The organism is Ochrobactrum sp. CGA5 (assembly GCF_006345815.1).
Lineage (GTDB): Bacteria > Pseudomonadota > Alphaproteobacteria > Rhizobiales > Rhizobiaceae > Brucella.
In genome coordinates, this window is the sequence record NZ_VCIG01000038.1 from 489770 (window position 1) to 506891 (window position 17122).

Here is a 17122-nt window from a genome sequence, read left to right on the forward strand (position 1 = left end):
CCTTGACCAAAGAGTCATAAGGCAACTTTTGCCGGTCGAGCCTTTTGCGCACTTGCCGCCATCAACAGCTTCTCCCTTCCCAAGTATATCCAAATTATCCACCTCAAATTATAGGCTGAAATCAGCTTTAATTTGCTTGAAATTGCTTGTTTTTGATCCTGATTAACATTGTTGACTAAGTATTAATGACAAGTCATGGTGGTTGAATTCAAGTGATATTGAAGCAAAATGAGCCATACAGGTAGGTCTATGATGGAAAAGGAAACACTTTTACTAAGACGGGATGCTGCGACGGCACTAAGCGCCGCAGGATATCCCGTAAAGCCGACAACGTTGGCAAAACTGGCTTGCCGAGGTGGCGGGCCAAAGTTTCGGCGGTTTGGACGGACGCCGCTCTATCGATGGGCGGACCTTCTGGAATGGGCCGAGGCGAAATCCTCCCCAGTCGGCACAACCACCACCGAATGCGAAACCCTGCGCAGCGCCGCTGCCGCGTAACCCCACGGAGGCGAAAGCCATGAACTACATTTCAGACGACAAGATTGAAAGCGCCCGGTTGGAGGCGAAGCTCGGAAGCTTCCGGGCCGGTCCCGGCATTTCGGCCACGGATCACCTGAACGGCCAAACCGTGCCAGCGTACGATAAAGGCTCGGACACGGTGGCGTTGGGCATTAGCGAAAGTGCGGCGATGCACAAGCGGGACATGGAACGCCTAAAGGCTCGTGAAGCGGTGCAGGCCTCGGTCTTCGCCGCATTCCCGGACGCTCCAGCGGAGCTTCAGTCCATTATGTACAACTATCCCAAGGTCGAGGCGTGGCTTGCCGCGCTCGCGGAAAAGGAGCAGGCCCGATGAAATCCGAAGACTTTTATCACGCCGCCAGCGCCCGCCTCTTCACGTCGGAGCAACTGGACACCATAGCGTACCGCTATCAGCAGTCGGCGGCACTTTACCCAGAAGAGCACGAGCGGGTCGCCCGGTACATTCAGGACCACAAGCTGGTCGGACACCGGGAAGTGCTGGAGCACTATTTGCGTTCTAATCTGCCGATGAGCGACCACGCCCTGAACGTCATCAACGCCTTTGCCGACTCCACCGCCACGGGCGCATATGACCGAGGGGCCGAGCGAGGAGCGCCGACGCATGGGCTGGAGACCTACGGGGGCGTGGAGTCGGCAGCGAGCCGCCTCTTTACGAGCACCGTGAAGCCTGATGAGGGGGATAGGTGATGGCCGCGACCGCCGAAGAAATGCTCCGGGAACTGCGGTTTAGCCGGGGCGAGCCGGATGCTGTGGCGCGACAGGTCCTCCGCCATCTTGACGATACAAACTGGACCGAGGTGATGCGAGCGCTGGAAATGCTGGCTTCCGCAGGATGGACGGATGCCGAGGTCGCTTTCCGTGGGCTGGTGCTGGCGCGGGCTGAGGACTGGCTGGCGGAATGCAAGGCGTTGCCGTGGGTTGAGCGGCTTGTCGCGACAATGACCACGCTGCGGGTGCTGGGCGAGCCGACGCCGGATGTGTCGGATTTGGCGGCAAAGGCGGAAGAAGCCCTGCGGAAACGGCGAGCGAATTGAGGCTGCGCCCCTAGTCCGTGGGTGCGCGCCGGGGCCGAACCGATGAGTGCCGGATTGGTTCGGCCCCTTTACTTTTCTCAAGCGAGGTAGAAGCCCCGGAGGTGACGTGATGAATAATATTGTTTCACTGGATGAAGTTCGGGCGCGACGCAGTGGCTCGCAGCCGGTCGATGATGCATTCGCCCAAGCATGGATGCTGATTTTCGATGCGTTGGAATTGGTCGAGGACATACCAACGGCTCGCGCCCAGAGCGCGTACGACAAGCTCTATGAGGGACTGCGTATATTGTTGAGCCGCGAGAAAGGTGCGCGTCATGGGTGACGAAGGGAAGAGTGAAAAGCCGCTGCGGTTGGAGGATTTGGGGTTGGGCGAAATTCTTCCGCCTGCACCCGCGAAGCCGAGGGCGGTTGACGCGTTTGCTACGCAACTGACCCGGAAACAGACGCCGGGCGCGAAAAACGGTCCGGGTTTTATTCGCAGGGGCAATGCAGAGGATTACGAGCCGTCGCTCGCAAATGCGAAGATCGCGATCACTTCCCTCGGCGTTCGCCCGAAATATGATGTATTTCACGACCGTATAGAATTCGAGGGGTATGGGAAACCGAGCGGAGAGCCGTTTTCCGACACCGCGCTGAAGATGCGGAATGCCGTGGTGGAGCGGTTCGGGTTCGATCCGAGGCAGGGTTTCATCGAGGATGCAACTCGAGTTCTGGCACTGGAGAATTCGTTTGATCCGGTGCGAGAATATCTCGATGGGCTGACGTGGGATGGGACGCCGAGGCTAAATACTTGGCTTTCGGTATATCTCGGTGCAGAGGATGATGAACTGACAAGGGCGATTGGTCGCGCGGTTTTGATTGCCGGGGTGCGTCGTGTGCGGCGTCCGGGCTGCAAGTTTGACGCGATGCTCGTGCTGGAAGGGGATCAAGGGCTGGGGAAGTCTGCGGTAGTAAAGGTTCTGGCGGGAGGGGATGATAATTTCACCGACGCGCTGGATTTCCGCCAAAGCTACAAGGAGCATATGGAGATACTTGGGGGGAAATGGATTGTGGAAGCGCCGGAAATGAGCGGGCTAAGTCAAGCAGCCGTCCAGTATGCAAAGCAATTTATCTCCAAAACCCACGATCGGGGCCGTAAAGCCTATGGTAAGTCAACGGAAGAGGTGCCGCGCCGTTGTATCCTAATCGGTACGACGAATGATGCGACATATCTGAAAGACCCGACTGGAAACCGGAGGTTCTGGCCAGTGCGCGCCGGGAAAATTGACCTCCCCGCGTTGCGCAAAGTGCGTGACCAACTTTGGGCCGAGGCGGCGGCAGCGGAACCCGGCGAAGCTGATCCGGTAACTATCCCCGCGCATCTTTGGGCGGTTGCTGCCGAGCGGGCGAAGGCGCGAGTTGAAGCTGACCCGTGGGAAGATACGCTCGCTGCGCTCCTGCCGAGGTTCGCCAAGGTTGCCGAGGGCAAGCAGCGGATCACGACGCAGGCAATCTTCGGGCAAATCCTCATGAAGGATATGCGTGAGGTGGCGATGCGGGAGAATAAGCGGGTGGCGGCATGTATGCGCAGGCTGGGGTGGGATGGGCCGAAGCCGCTTTGGATCGGGGGGACGGCGGTAAAGGGATATGAAAAAGACAATTAAATCAATGTTTTAATAAATCCTAACCGTATAACCGCACGTTACCCGTTAGACCCATAGTTCTAAAAAGTCTATCGCAAAACACAATACCATTAATCAACTGAAGTTAGAGCGGTTAGGGGTTAGGATTGTGGTCTATATCATTGAAAATGTAGTGAATTTTACAAACCCCCGCGAAGGCCCCTAACCGGGTAGCGCACGAAATCGCCCTTGGCGTCAGCTTGGTATGGTTCAAAAAATAAGGCTGTTTGCGGTGCGAGCGCACCAGTCTGCCGAAAACGAAGTGCTCGCGCCGCCCAACTTCGCTCGAACAGAAAAAGAAAGGGTAAGGCCCGATGACAAAGGATAACGGCGAAGCCGGTGAAATCCTAAGCCCCGCGCTCGCCGCGCTGTTGCAAATCATGACCTCTACCGAGGTGGCAGAGGCCAAGTGCGTCGAGGCCGCGAAAGCGATTATTGAGTATGAAGCGCCGCAAGGGGTCTACGACCTCACCCACCGATATTTGCTCGGGGTGGCCGAAGATGAGGAACAATCAACGGATTTGCGGCTGGAGGCGTTGAAGCTGCTGCGGAAGGTGGAGGCGAGGCGAGTGGCGCCGCCCCCTGCGGCCTATCTTGTCGCGAATAAGGAGACCGCCGAGCGGCTAGGGCGAGCCAAGCAACGGCTGGCTCTCGTTGCCGAAGGCAAGTGGCCAACCAGTGAAGCGGGCTGGGCCGAGAGCGCCGATAACCCGGCCTTGGAAATGTCAACGGTGGGTCTTGCGGAGCGGCTTAAAGCGGCTCGTCGTTAAGCTCCCGGCTTAGCCGGTGCACCATGCCGAGGCTAACACCATGCTTGGCTGCGAGGGAGCGGAGCGAGGCCGGGGTCTCGCCGTGAAGGTCACAGAGGATCGCCGCCTCGGTTTCGGGACGTAGCCCCGGTTTACCCAGTTTTTTTCCTTTGGCGCGGGCGGTGGACAGGCCCGCCTTGAGGCGCTCGCTAATCATCGCCCGCTCAAATTCCGCGAACACGCACTTCTTCTGGAACATGGCCTTGCCTGCCGGGGTGATGGTGTCGATCCTCCGCGGGTGGAGGAATAGATCGACGCGGAGGGCGTGGAGGTCGGAAAGGAAGGCGACGAGGCCCTGTAGCGAGCGGCCTAGTCGATCCACACTCCACGCCATCACAACGTCGAAGCGGCGGCAACCTTGTGATTCTTACTAGAAATGGCGGGTAGCGTCTCACCCATGGGGCGATAAATTTTTGCTTCTCCTACGACTGCTCAATGAACTAATGTTTGAGTTATATTCAGAGGGAATCGAAGTGATTGTGGGTGGGCGAATATTTCAACATGAGAACGGTAGAACTGCCAGATGCTTCGTTGGCATCTTACCTCGCAATAATCGAAAGCCAGCCCGGTAGCTATCGGCATCTTTTTCGAGGACAAGGCAACTGTCAGTGGAGTTTGCTTCCTGCGCTTTATCGCGGAAAGCAACCCAATATCGGAGCTGAGACGCTTTCAAAGAGCTACGATCTATACGAACAACAGTGTATCGAACTGTTTTTTCGTGAAGGACTTCCCTATATTCCGCCGATAAGGCGTAGTTTCAGCAATGACCGTGTGATCGCACAGCATTTTGGAGTCCCGACTCGCCTGCTTGATTGGTCGCAGGATCCGCTAGTTGCGCTTTTCTTTGCGGTAGAACAGGCTGATGCGAACATAGATGTAGCCGTATATATGATTGCCCCCGACGCGCAGCACTTACCCGAAGAAGTGTTGAGTGTAGGGCCTTATAACGTGATAGCTATGCAACCACCTGCGATTGATCGACGTATTCCTGCGCAGAAGTCTATCTTTACATTTCATCCATACGGACCAAAGAACCTGCCGTTTGTGCCGCTTGATCAACGGACTGATATTGGAAATACTTTTACGACAGGTAGCCAATCAATTCGCGGATTTGTAAAAATAGTTATACTTGGGAAGTATGCTGTACGTTTACGATCCACACTGTTCGGTATGGGAATTGATCGCAGAAATCTTTTTCCAGGATTGGATGGCGTGGGACAGGATATAAATATACGCGCTCGGCACGGTCTGATTTTTTAACCTTCACAGCCGTGAATTGGGCGGCTCCTGTTTCGACAGGATCATCGGAACCGATCTAATATTTGTTCTCATGCGCGTCTTATCCAAAACCGTTTCACTCTTTTCGTAACACGCTCTGGACCTGCTAATCTTTGGTTGCTCACAGATGCCATCTTTCCGAATTGAATTCAATTTGCTAGAGAGCGCCTACGAGGTCTCCCCTCGCATACGCGCTGTAGTAACTGCGGCGTAAGAGCTAACGTCGAATATAGAATCGTTACGCCCCATGATGTAATGACGCAACGGGGGTGATTGGAAGGGGGACCTCGTGCACAATCCATTTTATATATTTGGCGGTCAATCGCGCGTTAGCCTTCCGCTTCCTCTCAGCAATCTAAACCAACTATTAGCATATTTGGAGATGTCTCCGGATGAGCTAAATAAAATTCGTTGGTTTCGTGGAAGAATGTATAGAAAATTCGATATTTCAAAGGGAAAAAGCAAAAAAAGAACGATTAATTCGCCGAATTACCGATTAAAAATGCTACAAAAGAAAATTTCTATACAGCTTGCGAAAATTTATAAACCGAGGAATTCCGTTCACGGATTCGTTTCACATCGATCCGTTAAGACGAATGCGCAATCACACATAAAGCAAAAGTATATTTTAAATATTGATATCAAGGATTTTTTTCCGTCGATAACGGAAAGTCGTGTGCGTGGTCTTTTGGAGGCAATCGGCCTTGATGAGAATGTAAGTGCAGCGATCACATGGATTTGCTGTAACGATGGCTGCCTTCCACAGGGAGCGCCAAGTAGTCCGTTGATATCTAATATGATATGTTTTCGCTTGGATAAAAATCTTCAAGCTTTTGCGAAGCGGACGAGATGTATATACACGAGATATGCTGACGATATAACTTTTTCAAGCCATCAGCCTTTAAGTCTTCTTTTTGCAGAATCTGTTCCAAGAGCAGGGCATTTTCCGGTAATCCAGCTTTCGGAAGGATTAAGAAACTTGTTTACTTCCAACGGATTCACGTTGAACGACAACAAAGCTCATTATGCGGACAAGCACTCACGAAGAACAGTTACTGGTATTCGGGTCAATGAAGTATTAAATATCGACAGAAAATTCATTCGGAATGTTAGAGCAGCTCTGTATAAGATTGAAACTATTGGTCTGAAGGATGCGCAGAAGGAGTTAATGTCAAGATTTTCTTCCAATGCGAGTATAGAAGATTATTTGCGCGGTAAGATTGCTTGGCTTGGCCACATTAAAGGAGTGTCTGATCCTATTTTTCGCGGGTTGGCTGCTCGATTCAATAGATCCTTCGCTAAGTCGGCGATAAAAATTCAACCAACGCAGGCAGAGATGAGGGATCGGGCTGTTTGGGTTATTGAACATTTTGATGGAGAAATGTGCCAAGGTAGCGCGTTCTTTTTAGAGTCAGTCGGTTTGGTTACTGCTGCACACTGTGTTGAAGGTTCAACTGAAATTGAATTATATCACCCTTCCAAACCCTCAAATAAATTTTCTGGAAAAATAAAGAGTATTTGCTCTCATAGGGACTTGGCTATTATTGAACACAATATACCGAGCGTTGAATACTTTGAACTACGAAGATCGCTCAAAGACGCCCAGATTGGTGAAGAACTGATTGCCGCAGGGTATCCTGGATTTGGTCCCGGCGATAAATTAAACATTCGTCCAGGTACGGTGAGTTCACGCCCTGTTAAGTCCGCTGTTAATTATATTGAAGTCACTCAGAAACTCGCACAAGGTATGTCGGGCGGTCCGTTGCTTGATACTGATAATAATGTTTCTGGTGTAATACATAAAGGCGGCGCATTGGAAAACAGAGATTTTGCTGTTCACATAGGGGAACTTTACTTGTGGCTAGGTATTTGAATTTATATTTGCAATTATGGAGTGACTATATTGAAACGCTTCCATTTAATTTTGGATTGTGCCGGAGAATAAGAAGTCGCTTTGAGATTCCTGTGAGATGATGAGTTTAACATTTTTCATTCTCATCTTGCCAGCGCGCGGACGGTCCGGTTTGCGGATTTTTGCAGAAGGGTTTCCAGTTTGGAGAACACTTTTTCTTTGAGATTGGAGCCTGAACTGTATTGGCAACATGAATATTAGCTTCATGCCGCTTACCATTGGTTTGATCCGCCGACGACAAGCGGCCCAAACAGCCCTGTGTTTCGCAGCATGGCAACAAGCGCCGTTGTCGTGATGACCTTGTGGTGAGCCATTCGCCGCCACTCGCTTTGATGCAGCGTCCATGTATGCATATACCCTACTGGTTGCAGTTCTGTTGTCATTTATGAAGTTTAATCGTGCCGAATAAGAAAGCGATACAATGACCTCTTGCTGATGTTTACGCCTTTTGCTGACCGGGCGTTACGCAGTTTGAACAAGGTGCATTCGCGATGCTAACCAACCAAGTCATACTTAGTAAGGCAAACTCCATTTTATGAGAATTGCGGTCGCCGTAAAGGGGCATTGTGAGCGACCTCCATCCGCAGGCAGTGTGATCAGGCTCGAACTAGTTATCACAGCCCCTTCGATTCATTCAGATGGGGAAATGCCCTACTAGGTCTATATCCTACAGAGTCTTTGAGGCCGATCCGTTCGAAATATTTTTATCTGAGCGTAGATATTCCCGCAAGATCCTAAACACACTCGCCCGCCCGATCCCCAGCTTCGTCGCGATGGCGTCCGCCGTCATTCCCCCGGCCTTCAACCGCAGTACATCTTCCGCTTTCGCCCGCGCAGTCGGCGCTCGCCCCTTGTATTTGCCCTCGGCTTTGGCCTTCGCGATCCCCTCGCGTTGCCGTTCCAGCATCAACTCCCGTTCAAACTCGGCAATCGACCCTAGCAAATTCAGCATCAACTTGCCGGTCGGTGTGGAGGTGTCGAGGTTCATCGATAGGATGCGGAGTGTCACCCCCTTCGTGCGAAGCGTCTCTGTGATCGCCACGAGGTCTGCGACGGATCGCGCGAGGCGGTCAAGCTTGGTGACGATAAGCGTGTCGCCCTCGCGTACGTAATCCAGCGCCCGTTCCAATTCCGGGCGCTTAGTAGCCACAGACGATAATTCCTCTTGGAAGATGCGTGAAGCCCCCGCAGCGGACAGGTCGCGCAGTTGTGCTTCAAGGCCAGCTTTCTGGTCGGTGGTTGATGTGCGGGCATAGCCAACGATTGCGGCGGTGGACATGGCGGACTCCGATAGTCTCACATAACTTACAGATACTGTGATACTGACGTATCAAAAAGTCAACTCCAATGTGTATGATACCATCAGTTGGCTTTACTCCGAGAATCGCTAGGGCTTGCCCTATTGATACTGCGCGGAGATACGGTGCTGTGAGGTTGAGCCATACGCATGGGGTTGGGCGACGCATGGCATGGCTAACCGTGGATAGAATGTATCGGGAAACGGGACGGAATGGTGCCGCCATCAAGCGCGGCAATGATTGCCGGTAGTTCTATCCATCGAATGAAATATCGCGCCATGCGGCGGATGCGGGGCGAAGATCGGTATGGTCCAGCATTGCCTCATCGAGTTTCATTGCTTATTGTGTTCTATTATGGGACTGGGTGGGACTGACATTTATTCGGCAGTCTGCATGGCCGTGCGGAAGGGGGAACTGGCGGAGCCGTTTCGCGCCCTTGACGTGCGACGGGTTGCACCCGGCTGGACCTATCCACGGTATTTCGAGTTCCTCGCTGACCATTGCACCGACAAGCAGCCGCCCGATGTTGCGCTATTCGTTCGCGTCGCCAAGGGACGCTATCGGCTCAACGACCAAAAAGCTGGGTAGGCCGAGGCCCTCCCGCCCCCTTTGCATTGCGCGAACGCAGGGGGTGGTTTCGCCGGATGGCACCCCCCGTCTGCCTGACCATGCCCCTCGCAAATTTTGTGTGAATTTTTCAGTCGTATGGTTCAGGGGCGAGCGCAAGCCTAACGCCTTGGTCTTCCAGATATTCGAGCACTGCGAAAAGCATAATTAGAACGCCCGACATTTCCAGCGTCTCTTCGATTGTTGAAACGACGAGGTAGGACGCATTGAAAAAGGTTTCGTCAGCCAAGAACGCTCCAATACCCTCGAAGACCAGAGCGCCGGTCACAAAAACCGCTCCTGCAAGGACGAACTGGCTTGCTGTGCGTCGGGGCAGTGCCATTAACCAGCGGACGTAAATAACTCCAACAACGATCACCACGAAAGCAGCTGGAATGATCCATGAGAAAAATGGATGGGCGGTGCCAGGGATGGCGTAATTATCCGCTCGCCATAAGCCATGCATGTCCGTTCCCTCGTCGAGCGACATATAGAAGAAGATCGCTGACAATCCCCACCACGCAGTCGAAGGAAGTGATTTGAGGCGCTGGACCCACGCGACCAATGCGAGAGCGCACGCAGTCGCAAATAGCTGAAGCACGGAAAACCAAGTCGGAACGTTCATTTCGCGGTTAAGGTCAAACATGTGGCCGACGCGATTGATCGGCTCCATCGCCGGGCCACAAGCTTTTGTGTACCAGCACACCATAACCACGGAGTGCAGAAGTACTAGTAAGGCGATTATTCCGGCAGAAATCCACGCAATCAGAGATGGACGAATACTGAAATAAAGGTATGTTTGTGCCTGTTTCATGGTGCCCCCCATAGGCAATTACCCATTCAAATTTATCGCAACGACAGGTTACGTTCAATGAAATGGCGGCTACCGCTGCTTGTTTCATCTCCTATCGTTAATTTCCGGTCGTGTTTTCATTTTCGACTATACCGCCATTCTTTTCACCGTTTCGTCCGCCACTGCATCAGCCGCCGCAACCAGCACTGCGTCAGCAAAGTGAACGTACCTCGCCGTGATCGTTGTGCTCTTGTGACCAAGCAGCGCGCCAATGGTCGGCTCACTGTAGCCAAGATCGGCGGCAAGGCTGGCGAAGCTGTGCCGAAGTGTGTGGAGGGTAATACCCGCTGGAAGCTTCAGCTTCTCCCAGTGCGTTTGCAGCGCCAAGGTTTCGCCTCGCGCTGGAATGAAAACCAAGCCGGAGGATTTCGCCGGGCCAAGCGCATCACAAGCTGCCTGTGAAAGTGGACGGATGCTGAAGCCCGTCTTTGTATCACCCAGTGTAGCCGTGCGGCGTTCAAGGTTCACTTCTTCCCAACGCAATAAGCTGGCCTCGCTGCGCCTCCATCCCGTAAGGGCGAGGAAGCGAATTGCTGCCAGCGCCGGGGGCCACATGTCGTCACGGGCCAACGCCTTGCCAAGCTCTTTGTATTCATCGTCATTGAGGCGGCGCATCTTGCGGGCGTCCGCTGGCCGCATCACGCCGTGGACTGGATTGTCCGGGCGCAGACCTAGCCGAACTGCGTATGTGAAGATGCCGCCAAGCAAGCCAACCGTTCGGCTCGCCGTGCCGGTCCCGCCCCGCACCACCGACTTGCCCCTCAGCTTCTTTGTCTTCTCGATCTTCGCAGTTTTTCCCTTTGCCACATCGTTCATGAAATCTTCGATGTCTTGGCGGGTGACTTGAGCCACTGACTTACGACCAAGGAGCGGTTTAATATGGCGTTCGATGCGCCCGGCGTCCGTGGCGAGGGTCGAAGCTTTCTTCGGGCGACGCATCGTTGACCCTGCGTCCTTGAGGTACTGGTCGCATAGTTCGGCCACGGTCTGCACTGAGAGGCGCGCGGCAGTCGGACTTTTACCTTTCACGACTACCTCGCCGAGGAGACGTTGCGCTTCGGCCCTCGCAGTATCCGGGGTCCACGGCGCTCCGTGCCGCCCAATGGTGATCTTGTGCTGGCGTCCGTCTTTGGTGCGGAAAAATAGAATGTAGGAGACGGACTCGCCGCGCTGCCGCCGCGCCCCGAAACCTGTCACGGTGCTATCCCATATAACCGAGTTAACCGGCAAGGCCGCTATGTCCCGAATACCAATGCGTTTCTTAGCCTGTGCCATGGGGATGCCCCTTGAGTTTGCTTCCTAGGTAGCTAATAGGTAGCATAAATGGGCAATTCGTGGCAATAGTGAGTAACTTCGGGATACTAAAATCAGTTTTAAAATCAATAAGTTGCAATCGAAATCAATTGTGATAAATGCTGCGTTTCTGCCCTCCGAAGGCAGAGGTCACAGGTTCGAATCCTGTCGGGTGCGCCATTTATCTTTGCGGCTTAAGCTAAATATTATTGCCTTGTGTCTTGTGTTCCGGCGCGTGAAGGGCTGCACGCGCGTGTTCATTCCAGCCAGAATGGCGACTGATGCGATAACCGTTTCCGCAGACGAAAAGACATGTGCAAGCTCTCCCGAACCATCTATTGATAGCAGCGGGGGAGAAACAGGACGAGTCGGCGATGAAGGTCGCAAGCGCGAAGCCTCCCCTCCGTAAGGAGCCGAACCGGAAGATCAATTCTGGAAAGCCACAATGAAATGGGAGGAATTTGAATGCACATTCTAAAGCGTATTGCTGCAGTATCTTCGATTGTGGGGATGGTAGCAACTACAGGTGGTCTGGCAGTGGGCATAGCAAATGCCGAAGAACCGCTGAAACTGGTAATCGGAACAGAAGGCGCATATCCGCCGTTCAATTTCACCAATCCAGATGGTTCGCTATCGGGCTTCGATGTCGATATCGCAAGGGCGCTCTGCGAGGAAATGAAGGCCGAGTGTACGTTCATCACGCAGGAGTGGGACGGCACTATCCCGGCGCTTCAGGCCGGTAAGTTCGACGCTTATGTTTCCTCCATGTCGATCACGGACGAGCGAAAGAAACAGGTTGATTTCTCAAACAAATATTACAACACGCCTCCGGGCATTGCCGTACCCAAGGATAGCGATATCAAGGGTGTGACCAAGGAAGATCTTGCGGGCAAGACAATCGGTGTTCAAGTATCCACGACGCACGCCAACTATGCCGAACACGCCTTCACTGACAGCACAATCAAGGCCTATCCGACTGCCGAGGAATATCGGCTCGATATGGCCAATGGCCGCCTTGATGCCGTTAACGACGACAGTGTAACGCTGAGTGAGTGGCTTAAGACACCGGATGGCGCCTGCTGCAAGATGGCTGGAACCTATCCGTCGGATGATAACATCCATGGCGTCGGTGTTGGCGTGGCCTTGAAGAAGGGGCGTCCCGAGCTGGTTGAAAAATTCAACAATGCCATCAAAGCGATCCGCGCGAACGGCAAGTACAAAGAAGTCAACGACAAGTACTTCGATTTCGACGCCTACGGCGCGGAAAACTGAGAACCTGGTGAGATTTAAGTCGGAAATTCGTTGATAATCTCGCTCTAGGGTGACGCGAATTTCGGATTCCACACACTGACTGTTTGATCCCCCGCATCTGAAGGGACCAAACAGTCAGGCTCAGTTTTCTGTATTTTTCTTGGACTTATCGCACTGCGATAACGGCAGACCACTCAGTGGGACGTTTATCGTAAGCGCCGCCCGTCCAGCATTCCATTTCGATATCAGACCACTGGGCATGCTTGCGCCAGCATATCCGAAGCTCTTCAGGTGATAGATAGTTGTAATAGCGCCCGAGTGCGTCGTAGCCTTCAACCGTACCAGTCTTGAAACTTGCCCAAACGACACCGCCCTTGACCAAGGCGGCGTGAGTTTTCTCAATGATGGGCACGAGCTCTCCTCTGGGAACATGGGTCAGTGATGCGCAAGCATAAATACCGTCATACTCCTCGACCGCAGAAAGTTCGTCGAACATCATTCTTCTGACTGGCTGTCCTAGTCGCTCTGAGGCGATTGCAGCCAGTTCGGCGGACCATCTGTTGCATCGAGCTGAAATCCCGCGTCGAGAATCGCACGGGCATCAGTTCCCGAACCCGTTCCCAATTCAAGAATTCGGCCACCGGGCTTACAGCGTTTCAGGAAGCCGAACAGCTTCGGGTTGGGTGTGTTACCATCGGCTGCATAGACGGTCGCATTTGAATTATAGAATCCCAACGTGTTGTCCTGCATACGCCTGAAAGCCCTCCGTTGCTGGGTTTTGCTTAGAACTTATACGGTGAAAGCGATTTTCTGCATGCCGCATCAACGATAACGTGCAGAATAACGTTGCATTTTCGCCACATTGCGTTGCATAGATGCAACGCTATTGGGTAACACGGTTAACATGAACACGGCGAATCTGACGGCGGACATGAACGGCGAGAAACAATCATCGCAAGGCGGCGAGGGGCGCAGGCTTCTGGCGCTGCCGGGCATTATCACTGTTGTTTCAGCGCTGATCGCAGCGTCGATTTCCTTTGCCATTCTCATTGGCATTACCCCGATCACGCCTGACCGAACCGTCACGCTAGCATTGGTCATCATCAATGTTGCGCTGATTCTGTTTCTCATTCTGCTGATCTGTCGTGAAGTTTATCGCATTGTCATGGCACGTCGGCTTGGAAAGGCCGCTTCGCGTCTGCATGTGCGCATCGTCGCGCTATTTTCGCTGATCGCGGCTGTTCCTGCCATCGTGGTCGCCATCGTTGCCTCCGTTACGCTCAATCTTGGCCTCGACCGCTGGTTCGATACCAATACACGCGACATTGTCAGTTCATCGCAAAGCCTGACCACCGCCTATATTCGCGAAACCGCGCTCAACCTCCAGAGCACTTCCTATTCGATGTTGCAGGATCTCGATGCGCAGCGCACCATTTACAGTCTTGATCGTGGCGGCTTTATTCAGTTGATGACGCTGCAGACACGTGGCCGCGGTCTGCTCGGAGCGTTCCTGGTGCGTGAGAATGGTGACGTCGTCGTTAAAAGTGATACCGGTGTCGAGAATCGTCTGCCACCACCGACCGAAGATGCACTGAAGACCGCACCGGACGGCAAGCCGGTCATTATTCCTCCCGGGAACAGTAATTTCGTTGGCGCAATCATCAAGATGCGGGAGATACCCGATGTCTATCTCTATACGGTTCGTGCCGTGGATTCGCAGATTCTTGACGCCATGCGCCTCATGGAAGCCAACACGAAGCGCTACCAAGAGATGGATGCGAACCGTATCCCGACGCAGATTGCATTCGCGCTGCTCTATTTCGGGCTGACACTGATCGTACTGCTTTCAGCGATCTGGACCGGCATTGCCGTTGCCGACAGGCTGGTTCGACCGATCCGGCTTTTGATCGGGGCGTCGGACGACGTTGCCGCAGGCAATCTCGACGTATCGGTGCCGGTGCGCACTTCTGATGGCGACGTCGGCGCATTGTCCGGTACTTTCAACAACATGGTGGCAGAACTTAAGAGCCAGCGTAACGAGCTGCTTTCTGCGAAGGACCAGATCGACGAGCGTCGTCGCTTCTCCGAGGCTGTGCTTTCCGGCGTGACGGCGGGCGTTATCGGTATCGAAACGGATGGCTGCGTTTCCATTCTCAACCGTTCCGCCGAACATATGTTCGGCGTTACATCGGAAGACGCTGTCGGCAAGAACCTTACCAGCATTGCGCCAGAAATCGGGCAGGCTTTCGAGGTCGCCCGCTCAACAGGGCGCGCCGTGCACCGCGAGCAGGTCAGCATGACCCGTGGCGGCGTGGCCCGCACCTTCAACGTGCAGGTAACGGTCGAGGATACGGAATCCGAAGATCACTCCTACGTGGTGACAGTGGATGATATTACTGATCTGGTTCAGGCGCAGCGTTCGTCCGCTTGGGCAGATGTTGCCCGCCGTATCGCGCATGAGATCAAGAATCCGCTCACGCCGATCCAGCTTTCAGCCGAGCGCATTCGCCGCCGTTACGGCAAGGTGATTACCGAGGACCGCGAGGTTTTCGACCAGTGCACGGATACTATCATCCGCCAGGTGGGCGATATCGGGCGCATGGTGGATGAATTCTCCGCTTTTGCCCGTATGCCGAAGCCCGAAATGCGGCTTATGGATATGCGCGAGGCCTTGCGCGAAGCATCATTCCTGATCGAAGTCAGCCGCAGCGATATTCGCTTCCAGAACGATTTTGGTACGGAAAAGCTGGTTGGTTCCTTCGATAGCCGCCTGATCGGGCAGGCGTTTGGCAATGTCATCAAGAATGCTAGCGAAGCTATTGACGGACTGCCCAAGGAAGATCGGGAAGGGGGGCATATCCTCATCCGTTCCTATCAGGCGGACGGGCAACTGATCGTCGATGTCATCGACAATGGCAAGGGCCTACCGGGTGACGACCGGCAGAAGCTGCTCGAACCTTATATGACAACGCGCGAAAAGGGCACCGGCCTTGGTCTCGCGATTGTCCGCAAGATCGTCGAGGATCATGGCGGACATCTGGAATTGCATGACGCGCCTTCGGACTTCCACGGAGGGCGAGGCGCGATGATACGCATGGTCTTCCCCCAAGCGCCTGCCAGCGAGGCTGGCGTAAATGCGGAATCTGCCAGCAAAGCTGGTACCAATGCGGAAAATGACCAAAAGAACATAGCTGGACAGGTGATTTGATATGGCTGCCGATATTCTTGTTGTTGATGACGAAGCGGATATCCGGGAACTTGTTGCAGGCATTCTAAGCGATGAAGGCCATGAAACCCGCACGGCTTTCGACGCCGACAGCGCGCTCGCGGCGATCAATGATCGCGTTCCTCGACTGGTATTTCTGGATATCTGGCTGCAAGGCAGCCGACTGGACGGTTTGGCGTTGCTTGATGAAATCAAGACGCAGCATCCCGAATTGCCGGTGGTGATGATTTCCGGTCATGGCAATATTGAAACGGCGGTTTCGGCGATCCGGCGCGGGGCCTACGATTTCATTGAAAAGCCGTTCAAGGCCGACCGCCTTATCCTGGTCGCCGAACGGGCGCTCGAAACCTCAAAGCTGAAGCGTGAGGTTTCCAATCTTCGCAAGCGTAGCGGCGACCATCTGGAACTGATCGGCGCGTCCTTGGCAATGAACCAGTTGCGCCAGACTATTGAGCGTGTGGCGCCGACCAACAGCCGCATTATGATTACCGGTCCATCAGGGGCAGGCAAGGAACTTGCCGCGCGCGCCATCCATGCGCAGTCGAGTCGCGCCAGCGGACCGTTTGTTACGGTCAATGCCGCGACGATCACGCCGGAACGTATGGAAATCGAGCTTTTCGGTACGGAAATGGATGGCGGTGAGCGCAAGGTGGGCGCTCTTGAAGAAGCCCATGGTGGCATTCTCTATCTCGATGAAGTCGCGGATATGCCGCGCGAGACGCAGAACAAGATACTGCGTGTGCTCGTCGACCAGCAGTTCGAGCGCGTTGGCGGCACCAAGCGGGTGAAGGTCGATGTGCGCATCATCTCTTCGACGGCGCAGAACCTTGAAGGCATGATTGCAGAAGGCACGTTCCGTGAAGATCTGTTTCACCGGCTTTCGGTGGTTCCGGTGCAGGTGCCGCCGCTGGCAGCTCGCCGCGAGGATATTCCGACCCTGGTCGATTACTTCATGAAGCAGATCGCCGAACAGGCAGGCATCAAACCGCGAAAAATCGGCGCCGACGCCATGGCCGTTTTGCAGGCACATAGCTGGCCGGGTAATCTTCGGCAGCTTCGCAATAATGTCGAACGCCTGATGATTCTGGCGCGCAGCGACGATCCCGAGGCGCCAGTGACGGCCGATCTTTTACCGACTGAAATCGGCGACACGCTGCCCCGAGCACCAACGGAATCCGATCAGCACATCATGGCGCTCCCGTTGCGCGAGGCGCGCGAGCGTTTCGAAAAGGAATATCTGATCGCCCAGATCAATCGCTTCGGCGGCAATATTTCACGCACCGCAGAGTTTGTTGGTATGGAGCGGTCGGCGCTGCATCGCAAACTGAAGTCTCTCGGGGTATAAGTCGTTCAGTGTGTGA

At 54.0% G+C, this 17122-nt stretch carries 18 protein-coding genes, 1 tRNA gene and 1 pseudogene; 14 read left to right on the forward strand and 6 right to left on the reverse strand.

The genetic code is table 11. The annotated features are described in order from the left end of the window. The first annotated feature begins 249 nt into the window (after positions 1-249). The 7 genes from FJQ48_RS22450 (at position 250) to FJQ48_RS15505 (ending at position 4005) form a co-directional block, all read left to right on the forward strand. A complete protein-coding gene (locus FJQ48_RS22450) occupies positions 250-498 on the forward strand; it encodes a DNA-binding protein (protein ID WP_180350219.1) in 249 nt (82 codons plus the stop codon). A 19-nt stretch (positions 499-517) separates the two neighbouring features. Beyond that, a complete protein-coding gene (locus tag FJQ48_RS15480) occupies positions 518-853 on the forward strand; it encodes a hypothetical protein (RefSeq protein ID WP_139975865.1) in 336 nt (111 codons plus the stop codon). After that, the gene (locus FJQ48_RS15485; RefSeq protein WP_139975866.1) at positions 850-1227 is read left to right on the forward strand and encodes a hypothetical protein; all 378 of its coding nucleotides are present in this window, start codon (positions 850-852) and stop codon (positions 1225-1227) included. Before FJQ48_RS15480 ends, FJQ48_RS15485 begins: the two co-directional genes overlap by 4 nt. Then, positions 1227-1574, forward strand: coding sequence for a hypothetical protein (locus FJQ48_RS15490; protein WP_139975867.1), 348 nt, complete (start codon positions 1227-1229; stop codon positions 1572-1574). Before FJQ48_RS15485 ends, FJQ48_RS15490 begins: the two co-directional genes overlap by 1 nt. Positions 1575-1683: 109 nt before the next feature. After that, the gene (locus FJQ48_RS15495; protein WP_104756829.1) at positions 1684-1896 is read left to right on the forward strand and encodes a hypothetical protein; all 213 of its coding nucleotides are present in this window, start codon (positions 1684-1686) and stop codon (positions 1894-1896) included. Beyond that, positions 1889-3217: a virulence-associated E family protein gene (locus FJQ48_RS15500; RefSeq protein WP_139975868.1), complete on the forward strand. Its 1329-nt coding sequence runs from the start codon at positions 1889-1891 to the stop codon at positions 3215-3217. The genes FJQ48_RS15495 and FJQ48_RS15500 overlap by 8 nt, the downstream gene beginning before the upstream one ends. Before the next feature lie 332 nt (positions 3218-3549). Then, positions 3550-4005, forward strand: a complete 456-nt coding sequence (locus tag FJQ48_RS15505; protein WP_139975869.1) for a hypothetical protein — start codon at positions 3550-3552, stop codon at positions 4003-4005. Here the strand turns inward: FJQ48_RS15505 and FJQ48_RS15510 are convergent. Next, positions 3986-4387: pseudogene (locus FJQ48_RS15510) on the reverse strand (recombinase family protein); the annotation flags it as partial. The gene FJQ48_RS15505 and the pseudogene FJQ48_RS15510 sit on opposite strands and share 20 nt — an antisense overlap. Before the next feature lie 158 nt (positions 4388-4545). Between FJQ48_RS15510 and FJQ48_RS15515 the strand changes: the two are divergent. Both FJQ48_RS15515 and FJQ48_RS15520 read left to right on the forward strand, forming a co-directional pair. After that, on the forward strand, positions 4546-5304 hold the full coding sequence (locus tag FJQ48_RS15515; protein WP_139975871.1) for an FRG domain-containing protein: 759 nt from the start codon (positions 4546-4548) through the stop codon (positions 5302-5304). A 307-nt stretch (positions 5305-5611) separates the two neighbouring features. Further along, entirely contained in the window at positions 5612-7195 is a 1584-nt protein-coding gene (locus FJQ48_RS15520) for a reverse transcriptase domain-containing protein (RefSeq protein ID WP_247870395.1), read from the forward strand. 706 nt (positions 7196-7901) lie between these two features. Here FJQ48_RS15520 and FJQ48_RS15525 read toward each other — a convergent pair. After that, the gene (locus FJQ48_RS15525; protein WP_139975872.1) at positions 7902-8513 is read right to left on the reverse strand and encodes a recombinase family protein; all 612 of its coding nucleotides are present in this window, start codon (positions 8511-8513) and stop codon (positions 7902-7904) included. A gap of 373 nt (positions 8514-8886) precedes the next feature. Here FJQ48_RS15525 and FJQ48_RS15530 point away from each other — a divergent pair, with 373 nt between their 5' ends. Continuing rightward, complete coding sequence (locus FJQ48_RS15530; RefSeq protein ID WP_070997471.1) at positions 8887-9120, forward strand: hypothetical protein; 234 nt, start codon at positions 8887-8889, stop codon at positions 9118-9120. 109 nt (positions 9121-9229) lie between these two features. On the opposite strand, the gene FJQ48_RS15535 is transcribed toward FJQ48_RS15530, so the two are convergent. Together FJQ48_RS15535 and FJQ48_RS15540 are read right to left on the reverse strand one after the other, a co-directional pair. Continuing rightward, a complete protein-coding gene (locus FJQ48_RS15535; protein WP_139975873.1) occupies positions 9230-9952 on the reverse strand; it encodes a hypothetical protein in 723 nt (240 codons plus the stop codon). Between the two features lie 126 nt (positions 9953-10078). Continuing rightward, positions 10079-11266, reverse strand: a complete 1188-nt coding sequence (locus FJQ48_RS15540) for a site-specific integrase (RefSeq protein ID WP_139975874.1) — start codon at positions 11264-11266, stop codon at positions 10079-10081. A gap of 114 nt (positions 11267-11380) precedes the next feature. Here FJQ48_RS15540 and FJQ48_RS22455 point away from each other — a divergent pair. Together FJQ48_RS22455 and FJQ48_RS15545 are read left to right on the forward strand one after the other, a co-directional pair. After that, a tRNA-Arg gene (locus FJQ48_RS22455) sits at positions 11381-11464 on the forward strand. A 330-nt stretch (positions 11465-11794) separates the two neighbouring features. Next, entirely contained in the window at positions 11795-12556 is a 762-nt protein-coding gene (locus FJQ48_RS15545) for an ABC transporter substrate-binding protein (protein ID WP_139976312.1), read from the forward strand. Between the two features lie 145 nt (positions 12557-12701). On the opposite strand, the gene FJQ48_RS22770 is transcribed toward FJQ48_RS15545, so the two are convergent. Continuing rightward, positions 12702-13034: a hypothetical protein gene (locus FJQ48_RS22770; RefSeq protein ID WP_247870396.1), complete on the reverse strand. Its 333-nt coding sequence runs from the start codon at positions 13032-13034 to the stop codon at positions 12702-12704. Between the two features lie 17 nt (positions 13035-13051). Then, positions 13052-13285, reverse strand: a complete 234-nt coding sequence (locus FJQ48_RS22775) for a class I SAM-dependent methyltransferase (protein ID WP_247870397.1) — start codon at positions 13283-13285, stop codon at positions 13052-13054. Between the two features lie 154 nt (positions 13286-13439). On the opposite strand from FJQ48_RS22775, the gene FJQ48_RS15555 reads away from it, so the two are divergent. Further along, complete coding sequence (locus FJQ48_RS15555) at positions 13440-15743, forward strand: PAS domain-containing sensor histidine kinase (RefSeq protein ID WP_247870398.1); 2304 nt, start codon at positions 13440-13442, stop codon at positions 15741-15743. 1 nt (position 15744) lies between these two features. After that, positions 15745-17106 (forward strand): sigma-54 dependent transcriptional regulator, encoded by a 1362-nt coding sequence (locus FJQ48_RS15560; RefSeq protein ID WP_139975876.1) that lies wholly within the window; start codon positions 15745-15747, stop codon positions 17104-17106. The last annotated feature ends 16 nt before the right edge of the window (positions 17107-17122 follow it).

Coding starts and splice junctions, on each gene's coding strand:
- FJQ48_RS22450 (WP_180350219.1), top strand. CDS start 250: ATGATGGAAAAGGAAACACTTTTACTAAGACGGGATGCTGCGACGGCA.
- FJQ48_RS15480 (WP_139975865.1), top strand. CDS start 518: ATGAACTACATTTCAGACGACAAGATTGAAAGCGCCCGGTTGGAGGCG.
- FJQ48_RS15485 (WP_139975866.1), top strand. CDS start 850: ATGAAATCCGAAGACTTTTATCACGCCGCCAGCGCCCGCCTCTTCACG.
- FJQ48_RS15490 (WP_139975867.1), top strand. CDS start 1,227: ATGGCCGCGACCGCCGAAGAAATGCTCCGGGAACTGCGGTTTAGCCGG.
- FJQ48_RS15495 (WP_104756829.1), top strand. CDS start 1,684: ATGAATAATATTGTTTCACTGGATGAAGTTCGGGCGCGACGCAGTGGC.
- FJQ48_RS15500 (WP_139975868.1), top strand. CDS start 1,889: ATGGGTGACGAAGGGAAGAGTGAAAAGCCGCTGCGGTTGGAGGATTTG.
- FJQ48_RS15505 (WP_139975869.1), top strand. CDS start 3,550: ATGACAAAGGATAACGGCGAAGCCGGTGAAATCCTAAGCCCCGCGCTC.
- FJQ48_RS15515 (WP_139975871.1), top strand. CDS start 4,546: ATGAGAACGGTAGAACTGCCAGATGCTTCGTTGGCATCTTACCTCGCA.
- FJQ48_RS15525 (WP_139975872.1), bottom strand. CDS start 8,513: ATGTCCACCGCCGCAATCGTTGGCTATGCCCGCACATCAACCACCGAC.
- FJQ48_RS15530 (WP_070997471.1), top strand. CDS start 8,887: ATGGGACTGGGTGGGACTGACATTTATTCGGCAGTCTGCATGGCCGTG.
- FJQ48_RS15535 (WP_139975873.1), bottom strand. CDS start 9,952: ATGAAACAGGCACAAACATACCTTTATTTCAGTATTCGTCCATCTCTG.
- FJQ48_RS15540 (WP_139975874.1), bottom strand. CDS start 11,266: ATGGCACAGGCTAAGAAACGCATTGGTATTCGGGACATAGCGGCCTTG.
- FJQ48_RS15545 (WP_139976312.1), top strand. CDS start 11,795: ATGGTAGCAACTACAGGTGGTCTGGCAGTGGGCATAGCAAATGCCGAA.
- FJQ48_RS22770 (WP_247870396.1), bottom strand. CDS start 13,034: ATGATGTTCGACGAACTTTCTGCGGTCGAGGAGTATGACGGTATTTAT.
- FJQ48_RS22775 (WP_247870397.1), bottom strand. CDS start 13,285: ATGCAGGACAACACGTTGGGATTCTATAATTCAAATGCGACCGTCTAT.
- FJQ48_RS15555 (WP_247870398.1), top strand. CDS start 13,440: ATGAACACGGCGAATCTGACGGCGGACATGAACGGCGAGAAACAATCA.
- FJQ48_RS15560 (WP_139975876.1), top strand. CDS start 15,745: ATGGCTGCCGATATTCTTGTTGTTGATGACGAAGCGGATATCCGGGAA.